The organism is Bifidobacterium sp. POST2/T3 (B1), assembly GCF_058197115.1.
This window is the reverse complement of sequence record NZ_JBVPQK010000042.1, coordinates 1-14,587: the sequence shown is the minus strand read 5'-3', so window position 1 is coordinate 14,587 and position 14,587 is coordinate 1. Positions and strand designations below refer to the sequence as shown.

9 protein-coding genes, 1 pseudogene and 1 riboswitch are annotated in these 14,587 nt (G+C 55.6%); of the genes and pseudogenes, 2 read left to right on the top strand and 8 right to left on the bottom strand.

Going from position 1 to position 14,587, the window contains the following annotated elements:
* Positions 1 to 208: 208 nt before the first annotated feature.
* Positions 209 to 343: riboswitch (FMN riboswitch) on the top strand.
* Entirely contained in the window at positions 328 to 954 is a 627-nt protein-coding gene (locus AC0AP0_RS03580; protein WP_490429413.1) for an ECF transporter S component, read from the top strand. (Overlaps the previous riboswitch by 16 nt.)
* Positions 955 to 987: 33 nt before the next feature.
* Positions 988 to 3,405: an energy-coupling factor transporter ATPase gene (locus AC0AP0_RS03575; protein ID WP_490429412.1), complete on the top strand. Its 2,418-nt coding sequence runs from the start codon at positions 988 to 990 to the stop codon at positions 3,403 to 3,405.
* Between the two features lie 662 nt (positions 3,406 to 4,067).
* Here AC0AP0_RS03575 and AC0AP0_RS03570 read toward each other — a convergent pair.
* The 8 genes and pseudogenes from AC0AP0_RS03570 to AC0AP0_RS03535 all read right to left on the bottom strand — a co-directional run.
* A complete protein-coding gene (locus AC0AP0_RS03570; RefSeq protein WP_254477301.1) occupies positions 4,068 to 5,120 on the bottom strand; it encodes a 3-isopropylmalate dehydrogenase in 1,053 nt (350 codons plus the stop codon).
* 244 nt (positions 5,121 to 5,364) lie between these two features.
* Positions 5,365 to 5,556: pseudogene (locus tag AC0AP0_RS03565) on the bottom strand (MFS transporter); the annotation flags it as partial.
* Positions 5,557 to 5,673: 117 nt separating this feature from the next.
* The gene (locus tag AC0AP0_RS03560) at positions 5,674 to 5,934 is read right to left on the bottom strand and encodes a hypothetical protein (RefSeq protein WP_490429411.1); all 261 of its coding nucleotides are present in this window, start codon (positions 5,932 to 5,934) and stop codon (positions 5,674 to 5,676) included.
* Positions 5,935 to 6,855: 921 nt separating this feature from the next.
* Positions 6,856 to 7,638: an IclR family transcriptional regulator gene (locus tag AC0AP0_RS03555; protein WP_490429410.1), complete on the bottom strand. Its 783-nt coding sequence runs from the start codon at positions 7,636 to 7,638 to the stop codon at positions 6,856 to 6,858.
* Positions 7,628 to 8,461, bottom strand: a complete 834-nt coding sequence (locus tag AC0AP0_RS03550) for an IclR family transcriptional regulator (protein WP_254477298.1) — start codon at positions 8,459 to 8,461, stop codon at positions 7,628 to 7,630. Before AC0AP0_RS03550 ends, AC0AP0_RS03555 begins: the two co-directional genes overlap by 11 nt.
* Before the next feature lie 195 nt (positions 8,462 to 8,656).
* A complete protein-coding gene (locus AC0AP0_RS03545) occupies positions 8,657 to 10,117 on the bottom strand; it encodes an NAD-dependent succinate-semialdehyde dehydrogenase (protein WP_490429409.1) in 1,461 nt (486 codons plus the stop codon).
* A gap of 1,075 nt (positions 10,118 to 11,192) precedes the next feature.
* Positions 11,193 to 11,402, bottom strand: a complete 210-nt coding sequence (locus tag AC0AP0_RS03540; protein WP_490429408.1) for a hypothetical protein — start codon at positions 11,400 to 11,402, stop codon at positions 11,193 to 11,195.
* Positions 11,403 to 12,100: 698 nt separating this feature from the next.
* Positions 12,101 to 14,587, bottom strand: a 2,487-nt coding sequence (locus AC0AP0_RS03535; RefSeq protein WP_490429407.1) for an ATP-dependent Clp protease ATP-binding subunit, incomplete at its 5' end; no start/stop codon positions are given.

Sequence of the window (14,587 nt, the reverse complement as noted above, 5' to 3'; positions counted from 1 at the left end):
TAGCTTCATCCGCAGGCAGCAGATGGTCACCCATCCTCGCCATGCTCCAGCCTCCTTGCAACATTGTGAACTTTCGACAACCTCATATTCGTTGTGTAGGCTGCAATAGTTGCATGGAAGGCGGTTTTATTTCTTTCTTGGCGTGTTTAAAAATGCACTGGCAGCGAGAGGGAATTGACCATTCCAAGGATCGCAGCTATATTGAAATCGTCAGTTTCAGGGAAGGTGAAAGTCCTTACTGGCGGTATCCGGCTGAATGCCGGGAGCCCGCGACCCGCGCAAGCGGTGGATATCGGTCAAAGTCCGAAGCCAACGGTTACAGTCCGGATGGAAGAAACGAGGCCCTCTATGAGTATGCCCAATTCTCATTCACACACCACTGCAAACAAGGACACGCGCTTCAAAGATGTCCATTCCACAGGTGCAGGTGGTTCAGGACGTTGGTCGACCAAGCGGATCGCGGTCTATGCGCTCTTCGTAGCCCTGGCCATGGTTCTGAGCTTCTTCTCCTTTCCGATCTTTCCTGCCGCCCCCTGGCTAAAATACGACCCCTCAGGCATTGTTGTCCTGGTATGCGGCTTCGCCTTCGGCCCGGCGGCTGCCGCCATCATCTCCATCCTGGGATTCGTGCCACACCTGTTCACCAATCCCTTCGGCGCTCTGATCTCGATGATCGTGGCCCTGGCACTGAGCGTGCCGGCGGCCTTGGTCTACCGCAGGATGCACAGCCGTAAGGGAGCGGTCATCGGAATCGTCTCCGGCGCCATTCTGGGTGTGATTGCAGCCATCCTGTGCAACGTGGTGATTACCCCCTTCTATGCGCACATGTCCATGGCCAAGGTCGTCGCCATGATCGTGCCGATCCTCCTGCCCTTCAACCTGATGAAGTTCGCCATCCACGGCGTGGTCACCTTCCTGATCTACAAGCCGATCTCCACGTTGATCAACAAGTAGGCCGCGGGGGTTCGGATCGTCATGGCAGCATCCATGACCGAATCCGCAGTCCCGGCTTCAGCGGATTCGAAGGCAACGGTCGCTCGTCTCAGCCAGGTCTCCTTCTCCTATGACGGAGGCCAGACCTGGGCCCTGGACCATCTCTCCATGGAAGTACATGCAGGCGAGCATCTGTGCATTCTGGGAGCGAATGGTTCTGGCAAATCCACGCTGGGAAGCATCCTCTCGGGTGCGACGGCACCTGACCACGGCCAGGTCGAACTTATGGGCCGAGCGGTCTGCTTCGATACCCCGGACCAGGGCCGACAGATCGACACTGAGGCCTACCGGCAGGCACGGCGGAGCATCGGCATGGTCTTTCAGAACCCCGAGGACCAGATCGTGACTACTGTGGTCCAGGACGACGTGGCTTTTGGGCCCGAGAATCTGAGCATTCCCCGTCAAAAGATGCTCTCCTGCGTGCCAGCGGCCCTGAGGCAGGTGGATCTGCAGACGCGGATGAATGATGATCCCACCCGCATGTCAGGCGGGCAACAACAACGACTAGCCCTGGCCGGCAGCTTGGCCATGAATCCAGGCATGATGGTGCTGGACGAACCTGGCGCCATGCTTGATGCTGCCGGCCGGCAGGAGATTCAATCGATCCTCTGTCGGCTGACGACCCAGGGCACGGCTGTCGTCCACATCACCCACTTGCTTGAGCAAGCCAGACAGGCTGATCGGGTCCTGGTACTTGACCATGGGCGCATTGTGGCATCCGGAAGACCTGACCAGATCCTGACCAGGAAGGATCTGCCCGCCCTTATTGGCAAACCGGACCGAAATCCACTGACCCAAAGCAGGGCGCCAGAAGCGGATACGAAGACCACGGTCAACAACCATGCCATTGCCATGGTCAAGTTGTCGAATGTCTCTTACAGCTTTCCGAATGCCGGCAGCAAAGCCCTCAGCGGGGTGAATCTGGAGCTGGCGGCAGGACAGACCCTGGCCATTATCGGTCGCAACGGATCCGGCAAGTCCACCCTGGCCAGGCTCATCTGTGCCTTGGCCGCTCCCGACAGCGGATCCATCCAGGTGGCCGGCCTGCCCTTGGCCGGACCCGACCAGCCCAAGGCCAAGCATCTGCGGCGCCATAATCTGAAGCTTCTGCGTCAAAGGGTCGGCTATGTCATGCAATATCCCGAACATCAGCTTTTTGCGGATACCGTTGCCCAGGATATCGCCTATGGTCCACACAACCTGGGCTATGGGCCTGAGCAGGTGCAGCATCGGGTGGATGATGCCATGAAGCTTTTAGGAATCGGTGATCTGGCCGACCGCTCCCCCTTCGACCTCTCGGGAGGTCAGCGACGCCTGGTGGCCATCGCCGGAGTCGTGGCCTGCAGCCCGCAACTGCTGGTTTTGGACGAGGTCACTGCCAGTCTCGACCCCCAGGCCTGCGCACGCATCATGACACTGCTCCGAGTACTTCATAAGCGTGGAATCACCATCGTCATGAGCACACACGCCGATCGCGAAGCCCTGGACCTGGCCGACCAGACCCTGCTCCTGGAGCATGGGGAAACACTAGCCTATGGGACTACTACCGAAGTCGTGGAACGATATCACCAACTGCTCGCAACAGATGCAGCGGAGAAGGGGGCCACTGGAAAGAAAGCGGAACGTGATCAGGCCGACCAGAAACCCCTATCCTTGCTGGCGAGGCTGGACCCACGAGCCAAACTGGTGACCTTCCTCCTAGCCATGTTCACCGCCTTCGCCATCTCCACACCGACACAACTCGTTCTGGCGCTGATGGTCACTGTGGGTCTCTTTGCCGCCGCACGAGCGCCACTGCGTTCCATTTTGAATTCAGTCAAGGGCTTTCTGGCACTCATGCTTCTGCTGGCCCTGTTCAATCTTTTGGTCACCCAAACCGGCCGCAGACTGGCTGCCTGGGGCCCATTCGTGCTGACCACAGGAGGGATCTGGGTAGCTGTACTCTATGCCTGTCGCTTCATGCTGATCATCTTTCTGGGGGCGCTCCTGGTAGAGACAACCACGCCGACACAGATGACCGATGCCTGTGAATCCCTGCTGAGCCCACTGTCCAGGCTGGGTATCCACACCAATGAGATCGCCCTAGTCCTCTCACTGGCTCTGCGTTTCATCCCCACCCTGGGACGTGAGGTTCAGGCCATTGTGGAAGCCCAGGCGGCCCGTGGCGGATCCATCGAGTCCGGCTCGCTCTCGCAACGCCTGCATGCGGCCATAGCTATCACGGTTCCCGTCTTCGCTGGAGCTCTGCGCCACGCCGATAACCTGAGCCGGGCCTTGGATGCCCGATGCTATGAGGGTAGTCGTCAACAGCGCACCCACTACCGCCTGCTGCGACTGGGCAGGATGGACATCCTGTTCATCGCTCTCATGGCCGTCTACCTGCTGGCCCTGCTGCTGCATCCTCTGTTCTGAACAGATTGGGTCCCCACTGATCAGCCATATATGCGATCAGCGGGGACCTAACCTGCTATCAGTAAGCCCGAAGGCCAAGTGTTGAGTGCATCTACCCTAATCGTGGATGATCCTCTTCTTCTTTCTCCTGGCTAGAGTGCGTGGCCTGGTCGATGAATTCCAGAACACAGAGACTGTCAGCCTTACACTGATGGAAGCCACACCAGCCGATTTCCACACTGAGGCGAAAAGAACCGTACCTGTATTTCACATGTACGACACGGCCCAGGTCCAATTGCTGTAGGTAACTTGCTGGATGTGAAAATCTTTGCGTCATAGCGTCGATTCTGGAAGGCCGCTCCATGTGCGCCGGTGGCCTGTGCCACCTCAAGGATCTTGTTTGCGGCCAGATTCCGTCCAGCCATCGGCTTGTCAATAAACTATTGGCTTGCCGACCTACATGACCTGGGTAGCCAACTCACGGTGGATCTCTGCAGGCCTGTGCCAAATCGTAGACCAGGACAACTTCAGCCTTGGAGAGTGAGTGTAAGGGGGAGGATGTGATCATTCGATACCTCTGCTTGTACCGATAGCCTGCGGCAATTCCAGCAGCCTGTAATTGCAATAGATGAGGTAGGGTCAAGTGCACTCTTAATAAGTATCAACTTCTTCCTTTTGTCCGCTTACAGGAGGGAGATAATATCCCTTGCAACCTGTTCTGTGGACCTTGACCTGCTTGCATTGGCAGCAACGTCTTCTTCTACAGCCCTCTGTATGCGTTGAGCAGGCTGGTCATATCCGAAATGTTCCAAAAGCATGGCTCCAGACAGGATTGAAGCTGTCGGGTTGGCGATCCCCTTACCGGCGATATCAGGGGCTGAACCATGAATGGGCTCAAACATTGAAGGGTGTTCGTCAGTGACGTTGATGTTGGCTGAGGCTGAGTATCCAATGCCGCCGACCACAGCCCCAGCCTCATCAGTGAGCACGTCACCAAAGAGATTGTCGGTGACAATGACATCGAAGCGTGAGGGCTCAGTCACAAGAAAGATTGTGCAGGCATCAGCATGCAGGTAGTCCCATGTCACATCTGGATAGTCCTGCGCTATCTTGTCCATAATATCCAGCCAGAGAGCGCCGGCGTGAGGCAGGACATTGGTCTTATTGACCATAGTCACATTGCGCTTACCCCCACGCTTGCGGGCTAGATCAAAGGCATAGCGTACCGCACGCTCGACACCGAAAGCCGTGTTGAGTGAGGTCTCGGTCGCAATGGCCTGGTCAGTCCCCCGACGGACGTATCCTCCCATTCCTGAGTAGAGGCCTTCAGTTCCTTCCCTGACCACGGCGAAATCGATCTGGCCAGGATTCTTTAGCGGCGAGCTCACCCCAGGATAGAGCTTGGTCGGTCTCAGGTTGACGGCCTGGTCGAAGCTGAACCTGAGTTTGAGCAGGAGGCCGCGCTCCAGAATCCCTGAACGCACACGCGGGTCGCCCACAGCCCCCAGCAGGATGGCATCCTGCCGCCCGATGGATTCCAAATCCTCATCATTGAGCAGGGTACCGTCGCGCAGGTAACGCTCAGCACCAAGGTCATAGTCCACGTATTGTAGCTTTACCTCATCGCCGACCGCCTTGTCCATAACTGCCTGGGTCTGCGGGGTAATTTCCCTGCCGATACCGTCTCCTGGAATAACAGCTATATTGATTGTCTTCTGTACATCTTTGTCTGCCATATGCTTAACCTATCATTATCATTTTTGAGTGTACATAATCAATATTTACCGATGAACTATGACAATTCTGGGTAATTTTCCTAGGTAATTCTACATTTTAGACTTTATGATCATAATTTACTTCTGTCCCTTTATTAGGGCATGCGAGTGAAGAGGGAGCAATTCCACTGCTAGGTAGGTCCAATCTTGTCCGGAGTCAATCGAGTCTTTCCAGTCACATCTTCGGCCCCCTGTTCAATCTGCTCTAGAATCTTCCCCTAATCTGCGGAATATAAGCCTTGGTAAAGAAGATGGCTCCTACATTGATGAGCGCAAAGCTAAAGCAGGTAAACGCTCCGCCAACCTCTTTGAGCAGGAGCAGGAAGAGAAAAGAAATGATACAGTTTGCCGCATTGACTGATACTTTGGCATATCCAACTCCCCTGCCCCGGATCTTTGCCGAAAATACTTAGTAAGAAGCTGCCAGGTCACCGGCGAAACGATGTCCTGACCGAAGGCGAGGTCTAGTATGTCTAGGACCATACGAAGCCAGAACATCCTAGCAGAGGGGTGGTTAGGGTCTATAGAGAGAAAAGCGGGCCCGCAACAAGGCAAGGAGGATAGAGACCTCACCCAAGACACCCATCATTGCAGTCCAGCGGTTCATCTTATCCATAAAGCCAAGGCCGCCAAGGGCAGCGCCGATAGACAAATCACTCATGACCGGCACCATGGCAATAACCGAGTTATCCAGGCCGATACCCAATGTTGATGAAAATATGCCGGGGACGAAGATGTTGATGGCTTTCAAACCAGCCACTGATTCATTTGCCATGCCCCTGCTTTTACCAACAAGATCCTACGCAGCCAAGAGTGGAGCAATTTTCCTTGGCCCCTCTGTCTCTTTCTTTTCCGCCGGTTGAGAGGAGGCGAGAGTCGCCTCTGCTCCAGACTTAGAACAAGTTTCCATCAGGAACTTGACTGCCTCGGTTTCCATAAACTGGCTAGCAAGGAAGCTCGGTGTTCCATGGACAGAAGATAACCGTTATGGACTGCGGACCGAGGAACCACAATCGCCCAAATCCAGGCCATGCCAGTCTTCTTGGACCAGGGAATTGCGGGAGACCACCCAGCCCTGCCGTCAGGATGGTGCAAGCTCTCCCAGATATCTGGGAACCACACAGAAAGTCGTCCCTACCGCAAATCCTACGAGTTCCCGGAAGATGACAAAGGAAGGCGGCATGGATTGCCAGAGCATATATGATCAACCGGTAGAGGATCAGTCGCTTGCAACCCAGGTGATCTGCCAGGCTGCCACCACAGAAAGAACCAACTGCACACCCTAGGAACATCATCACAGTGATAATGCCCTTACGCCAGGCACCGAGCCGCTGCCTGGAGACAGCGAAATTCATCTTTGCGACTGCCTTGGACGGAAGGTTAGCTTATAACCAAGCCAGTCTCCCGCCAAAATTCCCACCGCAACCATTATGCTGACATGACGTATACATTTACGAGCCAGGGCTTCGACATACAAGTCCTGGAAGGCTCTTGAGATGCTACATGCCTATTTGTGTTTCTCGCTAACCATAAATTTGACTTACTTGTTGAATTATGGTCAATATGCTCATTACTCCAAATGAAATAGTAAAGTTCCACTGATCTGGACAACAGACCGACTGTTCATCCAGGCAACACAAGCCCGACCTTCGGACTCTACTGTCTCCCCCCCCCCAAAAAACCGGACATCAGGGCTTTATTCCGATAGGGAGTCCAAAGGCCTACCTGCTCCTAAGCGATTAACATAAACCTTGAGTTGCCCTGCCAGTTCTTCACAACGTGGCATCATCGCGTCTACAAAACCGCCAGTCGACAGAGCACCCACGACCCCACCATTCGATTGCGAAAAAATGGGAACACCGATCGAGGCCACACCGATGGTGATGTCCTCATTGGAAATGGCAAATCCTCTCTTCTGAATCTGCTTAATATCCGCACACAGAGCGTCGGAAGTGACCAACGAGTTCTCGTTATATCCTTCAAAAGGTGCCTGCTGCAGATAGTCTTCCTGGATCTGCTCATCAGAATAGGCCAGACAAACCCGGCCAGCAGCACCAGCAAAGAAGGGCAAAGTACCGCCCGGCCGTAGGATCAACGCGTCAAAGCTTTGCCCCTGTGCACATTCCACACAGACGGTTTCGAAACCACTGATTACAGTCAGGAAGGAGGTCTGCCCAGTGAGAGTCGTCAGTTCAGCCAAGAGATCATAGGCCTTGGGCCATTCAGTCAGGGAACTGCGTGCCACATCGGAAAGATCGAGCCAGCTCAAACTCAGTGAATAGGTATCGTCCTGGTTGACCTTGACCAGACCGACTTGGACCAAACCATCCAGGATCCTGTAGGCGGATGAGCGGGGGATGCCAGAGACAGCCGCCACTTCAGCAGGCCCGATACCGTTGTTATCAGCCAGGATATCGATGATCTTTCCAGCCTTAAACAGGGCCCCGGTCGGCTCCTGATCGCTGGCCTTACTGCTCACTCTCACTATCGAACCTTCCCTCCCTGGCGTCAAACGAATAGCCTAGTCCCTGCGATATCTGCCTAGCAGCTTGACGCAGGCGGTTCACCTCGCACAAATCGGCACCTGATTCAACCAGTGCCTTATTGGTCCTGGAGAGCCCGCTATAACAGGCCGCCGCCCTGATATGACCAGAATGATCGAATATCGGGGCAGCTATGGTGAGCGCCCCAGGTACTGTCTGGTCAACATCATAGGCGTAACCCCGTTTGGTGACCTTTTCAGCCATCTGCACCGAGCGCTCCCGGAAGGTCGAAAGCAGTCCGCCCATGTCAGCGTTGTAGCGATAGTGCTCTATCAGACGTTCAAACCGCGATTGATCAAGAAAGGCCAGGAGGACATCGGAGGGGGCACCCAAGCTGATCGGCAGCGAATAGCCAATCTGGGGCGAACGCAATCGACTCTGCCCCAGGAAGGTCATCTGCACACAGACCGAGCGCACATTGTAGCGAACGAAAAGACTCCAGCTGCCATTTGAGCCCTCCTGCCTCTTAAAGACATGTCTGGCAATGCTTTGTACATCCAGCCTTGCCTCAATACGGCCACCAATGCGCACACAGGCGATGCCCAAGCGGTATTCGCCGCGATGTAGGCCATGATCCACCCAACCTAAGGTCACGAGATTGGAGAGCAGGCGATAGGTGGAGCTTGCAGGCTCGTGCACATAAGCGCTGATCTCGCTGATCCTCGAAGGACCAAGCTGCTTCAGAGCGTCCAATACCGCTTTGGCCTTGGTCAGGGTGCCAACACTGTGCCCCGGGTCAGATCTGGTACCCCTCCTCATGGCACCCTCCTTCTTATCTTTGGCCGTCCATCTATGCCCAGTGCACATTATATGGTGTCGGCAGGTTATCCGGCATACAAGGAGGTCCACCATCAGGAGGCTTGAGGGGGGACAGGACCTAGCGAAAACTTGTGCGGATCTTCCCCCTTCAGTCTGTCTCCAACCGCTTAGGTTTGAAGACCACAAAACTGAGCATCAGGGAACCAGAAGGGTATACTTCGTGGTCATATACTCAAAGATGCCTTCGGCTCCACCCTCTCTGCCAACACCTGATTGCTTGACTCCGCCGAAGGGAACCGTGGCATCGGAGAGCACGCCGGAATTGATGGCCAGGACACCAGACTCACTACGGCGTTGCATGAGTTCACTGCGCTTTATCGAGCTGGTGTAAGCATATGCTGCCAGTCCGTACGGCGTGTCGTTAGCGGCCTGGATGCCTTCTTCGTCGCTGTCAAAGCGGCTTACAGCCAGGACGGGTCCAAAGATTTCCTCAGTGTATACCCGAGATTGGCGGGGGACACGGTCCAGAAGCGTCGGTTGGAAGTATCGTTCACCGTGCTCATCCCTGTGACCACCGACGATCAGCTCCGCCCCCTCGCTGACTGCTTCATCAACTAAGTGCCCGATACGATCTACAGCCTTGACGTCAATCAGGGGACCGATATCGGTTGCCTCATCCATGCCATCACCCACGACCAGAGCCTCAATACGCTCCTTCACCTTGGCCACAAACTGGTCGGCAACCCCCTTTTGTACCAATATCCTGTTAGCTGAAGTACAAGCTTCTCCATAATTGCGGAATTTGGCCAGCATGACGCCGTCAACAGCCGCATCGATATCCGCATCATCGAAAACCACAAAGGGGGCATTGCCACCCAACTCCATGGAGGTACGCAGCACATTGTCGGCCGCCTGCTTCATCAGCTTGACACCCACAGGGGTGGAACCGGTAAAGCTCACCTTACGTAACCGATGGTCAGCAAAGAGGGCATCTGAAATGTGAGAGGAATGGGAGGTTGTGATGAGATTGACCACGCCCTTAGGCACCCCTGCCTGCCGTAAAATCTCCACTAACGCCAGCGTGGTAAGAGGAGTCATCGCGGCAGGTTTGACCACCACGGTATCTCCTGCAGCCAAGGCTGGGCCAATCTTCCGGGTTCCCATCGCCAGTGGGAAGTTCCAGGGGGTAATCAAGTAACAGGGTCCCACCGGATCGTGTGTAACCAGACCCTTGCGGCCGTCCGGCAGGCGGAAAGTCCTGCCATACTCACGCATGGCCTCCTCTGAGAACCACTTGAGAAAGCCGCCGCCGTAGTCCACCTCTCCCAGCGCCTGCTTGAAGCTCTTGCCCATCTCACGTGTCATCAGCTCTGCAAAAATCTCCTTGTTATCCATCAGAGCCTCATAAGCTGTTTGCAGTATATCCCTCCGCTCCTGCGGCGTTGACTGGGCCCAGGACTCTTGGGCCCTGTCAGCACTGTCCAGGGCAGCCAGCGCCTCCTGCCCATCCCCGTCCGATGCCTGATAGAGCGTAGAGCCATCGGCAGGGTTGTCCACTTCAAATACCCGGCCACTGTCGGCAGCCCTCCACTGTCCGTCGATAAACAAGCTCGTTCCCGACTGGGGAAGTAATGACTCGACCTTGTATTTCCACATACTGTCTATTCCTCACTTTCAGCGCTTCTTTGCAGCAAATACATTCCTGTGTTTGGATAAACATTTCTAACATACTGAATTTCAGACAATTTGTCCATTTAGTGATATCTTTCGTATTTGCAGTCAGTAGCAACTGCTCTGATAAGCATGACCTAGTCCGGTTCCTAGCAGGAGGGAGATAGGGAAATGGCGCCGATGGCAATGGGCCAGCAACTTACTCAGGGTCGGTATACAAGAAAGCGGAGGATACACCAAAAGGGCGTGATACGATTGGCAGCCAGACAGATGGCGCGGATCTTAGAGGCCCAACAAGTCATCCACGGCAGACAGGCCAACAGCTTCTCTAAAGATACCCATGCGCATTATGGAACATGGCAATGTCTGCAGCCTTGGGTGGACGTTCTTAGAAGAGCAAAACAAATACGCTTCATACAAGCGCACAATGAACAAGTTTGAGCCACGTCGCCGTGCTCTAAACACGCCTTAAGAACCATAGAGGCCATGGCCGCGATAGCCGAATAGGTCCAGGATCCGCCAACCTGGTGACAGACACTGGCACGGCAAGGCTGATCGTCCTCTGCCTTCCCTTCCTCTTGCAGCCCAGCTATATTGTCTCAACCCGTCGTGCCGGTTCAATCTTGCAACAGATTGAGAAATGAACGCTCCTATGACACCTCCGGCAATGATGCCCTAAGCGTATCGGCCGCTATCGGAATAGGATTAACCGCCCTGAACAATGCCGTGGAAACACTGACAGTCCAAGCCAAAACAGGGTGGCAACGCTCGATGTTCAGGCCGAAGCCTCGACTTCCTCGCCACTCTTTTAAGCTACGCACCTGGAAAATCATCGGGCCGGCCGGATGCGGATGCTGTGGCTACAGCCACAACCATACGAACTAGTAAACTTCCCTTCACTATCGCCAGCGGCGGCACGGTCTACTCTTCAGCCAGCCAGCAAGCAACCGAACGTCTTCACTGAACACATCGGCATCCCAGCGGCAGCCCTCAGTCAGCCAAGGGAGGCTATAAGTCTATGAGCGCCCACCGAATGTCGAGTCTTTCAGCTCCATCAGACTCACATAAGCCAATCAACTGGAGCCAGCCAACCGACCTGATAATCGGCACCAGAACCAAATACACCGACTTTATCTCGGCCTCGAATACCGTCTTCCCAGAGCCCCCAGTATGGTTCGTCAATATCAACGTAGCCTTGTTTGATGTCAACAAGGTAGCGACAATCGCGATCGTCGGGAGTTGCAAGGAGGCGATTCATGAACTGAGCCATGCCCCCGGCAGACTGGCAGGTACCTTATGACTACAGCAGGAAGACGGAAGTTGTTCAGCCGGCTCAACATATTCCCGAAGACGACAAGCTGGGTCAGAAGAAGGTGATCGGGATTGTCACCAGTTTCGCCGGGCCCTAGGATACAATGGTCAATGCCGTTGGATCTCTATGCAGCGGCCCCAAGGAATCCTGGCAGTCAGGATCACCTTTGATTATTCCGTCGAATATGAACATTGCTGCATGGACTCCGCATGGCAGCACCAAATCGGGAAATCTTCAACTTCAGAGGACACGCATTCTTCCTCATGCGCCACCAAGGTGTCCTCGCTGCCATACCGGAACAGGAAAAAACATCATCATTCTTGTCAACGACTACGGCTTGGTTCCATTAACTTCCTCTTCCACCAGGGGGATCGCAGGGGTTTAAAACCCGCTTTTACATGAAGAATGACCAGGGATTTGAGGACAAAGACCACTTCCTGCCCATCAATTTTCGAAGATACTTGAGGGGGTATGCATACCCACCTACCGGCTTATCAAAGCTGAAGGGCTCAAGGCCCAGCCTATTACCATGGCGGAGACTCCGGAAATAGCAATGATGGGGGTGGAGAACACCTCTTGTGTTCTCCACCCCCATCATCGTGTTTTAAATCCTTGGTTCCTCTGCCGAACACATCAAGAGAATATCCATGGCCTGTTTACTCAGCTGAACCCTCTGGTGGCTCATCACCCAAGGGACGTTCCACCCGATCTGCCTGAGAGACATCCTCAGAGAGATCAGCATCTGGGGTAGCAGACACTGGGGCTCCAACCAGTTCAGGCTCCTGGTCCTGCCCATCGGCAGAGCTGGCCGCATGCCGGGGTCCCTCGAAAGGCTTGCCAGTGAAGGTGAACTCGCCCAGGATGCCCTCGCCTTCGGCGTCAACCTGGACGGACTCATTGTCCGTAAGGTCGCCCATGAGGATCTTCTCAGAGACCGCATCCTCGATGTCGCGCTGGATGACGCGGCGCAGAGGCCGGGCGCCCAGGAGCGGATCGAAGCCCTTCTCGGCCAGCAGGTCCTTGGCCTTGTCGGTCAGATCCAGGGACATGTGGCGTTCAAAGAGACGATCGTTAAGCTGAGCGATGTCCAGATCGACGATCTGACGGACCTGGGGCTCGGTCAGCTGTTGGAAGACGATGATGTCATCCAGGCGGTTCAGGAACTCAGGCCTGAACTGCTGCTTGAGCTCACTGGTCACCTGGTCCTTCATCCTCTGATAGGAGGTCTCGGTGTTGCCGCTCACATTGAAGCCGGTGTTGGCCGCCTTGGCGATGTCACGGGTTCCCAGGTTGGTGGTCAGAATGATGATGGTGTTCTTGAAGTCCACCATGCGACCTTGTCCATCGGTCAGATGACCGTCGTCCAGCACCTGCAGAAGGGTGTTGAAGATGTCCGGATGAGCCTTCTCGATCTCATCGAAGAGGACCACGGAGAATGGCTTACGCCTGACCTTCTCGGTCAGCTCGCCGCCCTCTTCGTATCCCACATACCCCGGAGGGGCACCGAATAGACGGGAGGTGGAGTACTTCTCCGAGAACTCGGACATATCCACCCGGATCAAGGCATCCTCATCGTCAAAGAGGAACTGGGCCAGAGCCTTGGCCAGCTCAGTCTTGCCCACGCCGGTGGGTCCAGCGAAGATGAAGGAACCTGCAGGACGCTTTGGATCCTTAAGACCGACACGCGTACGACGGATGGAACGGGAGAGGGCGGAGACAGCCTCATCCTGGCCGATGATCCGCTTGTGCAGCTCCTTCTCCATACCCAGGAGCTTCTTGGACTCGGCCTGGGTCAGCTTGAAGACCGGGATGCCGGTGGTCGAGGAGACCACCTCGGCAATCACATCCTCGTCGACAACCATCTTCACGTCGGACTCGCCCTCGTGCCAGGCCTTCTCCTTCTCCTTGCGCTCGGCCTCCAGCTTCTCCTGGCTGTCACGCAACTGAGCGGCCTTCTCAAAGTCCTGGTCCTTGATGGCCTGGTCCTTCTGAGCTGAGATACGATCCACCTTGGTATCAAGTTCTTTGAGCTCCGGCGGGGCGGTCAGCCGCTTGATGCGCAGACGTGCGCCGGCCTCATCAATCAAATCGATGGCCTTGTCAGGCAGGTTCCTGTCCTGAATGTAGCGTGCAGAGAGCTCAGCCGCCGATTGCAGGGCCTTGTCGGTGATGGTGACGTGGTGATGATGCTCGTAGCGACCGCGCAGACCCTTAAGGATCTCGATGGTCTGGGCGATTGTGGGCTCGGAGACCTGAATAGGCTGGAAGCGCCTCTCAAGTGCTGCGTCCTTCTCGATGTACTTGCGATACTCGTCGGTAGTGGTGGCGCCGATGGTCTGCAGCTCGCCGCGGGCCAGCAGGGGCTTGAGCATGTCAGAAGCGCCCAAGGCCCCATCGGCCGAACCTGCACCGACGATGGTATGAATCTCATCAATGAAGAGAATGATGTCGCCCCGGGTCTTGATCTCCTTGAGCACCTTCTTCAGACGCTCCTCGAAGTCACCCCGGTAGCGGGAACCGGCCACCATGGAGCCCAGATCCAGCGAGTAGACCTGCTTGCCCTTGAGCGTCTCCGGAACATCGCCCTCATGAATCTTCTGCGCCAGGCCCTCGACCACGGCGGTCTTGCCCACGCCAGGCTCGCCGATCAGCACCGGGTTGTTCTTGGTCCTCCTGGACAGAACGACCATGACCCGCTCAATCTCGTTGGCTCGGCCGATGACCGGATCCAGCTTGCCTTCAGCGGCTTCCTGAGTCAGATTCCTGCCGAACTGGTCCAGGATGGCCGAACCGGTTTGCCCGCCCTTGTTGGAAACGCCGCCGGCATTGGCCAGATCGCCCTTGCCAGCGTCGCCGCCTTCATGGTTGCCGCGAATCATGTCAATAGTGGCGGTCCGCAGATCGCCCAGGTCTACACCCATCTTGATCAACACCTGGGTGCCGACGCCCTCACCCTCACGAATGAGGCCGAGGAGGATGTGCTCGGTGCCAATGTATGAGTGACCCAGTTGAAGAGCTTCGCGCAGCGACAGCTCCAAGACCTGACGGGCGTGCGGTGTAAATGGGATGTGCCCATTGGGGACCGCATTGCCCTTACCGATCATCTCCTCAACCTGCTTGCGTGTGGCATCCAGTTCCACGCC

What these genes read in the sequence shown, in the direction of transcription:
- AC0AP0_RS03580 (WP_490429413.1), top strand. Translation starts at nt 328, where the DNA reads ATGGAAGAAACGAGGCCCTCTATGAGTATGCCCAATTCTCATTCACAC.
- AC0AP0_RS03575 (WP_490429412.1), top strand. Translation starts at nt 988, where the DNA reads ATGACCGAATCCGCAGTCCCGGCTTCAGCGGATTCGAAGGCAACGGTC.
- AC0AP0_RS03570 (WP_254477301.1), bottom strand. Translation starts at nt 5,120, where the DNA reads ATGGCAGACAAAGATGTACAGAAGACAATCAATATAGCTGTTATTCCA.
- AC0AP0_RS03560 (WP_490429411.1), bottom strand. Translation starts at nt 5,934, where the DNA reads ATGGCAAATGAATCAGTGGCTGGTTTGAAAGCCATCAACATCTTCGTC.
- AC0AP0_RS03550 (WP_254477298.1), bottom strand. Translation starts at nt 8,461, where the DNA reads ATGAGGAGGGGTACCAGATCTGACCCGGGGCACAGTGTTGGCACCCTG.
- AC0AP0_RS03545 (WP_490429409.1), bottom strand. Translation starts at nt 10,117, where the DNA reads ATGTGGAAATACAAGGTCGAGTCATTACTTCCCCAGTCGGGAACGAGC.
- AC0AP0_RS03540 (WP_490429408.1), bottom strand. Translation starts at nt 11,402, where the DNA reads ATGGCTCAGTTCATGAATCGCCTCCTTGCAACTCCCGACGATCGCGAT.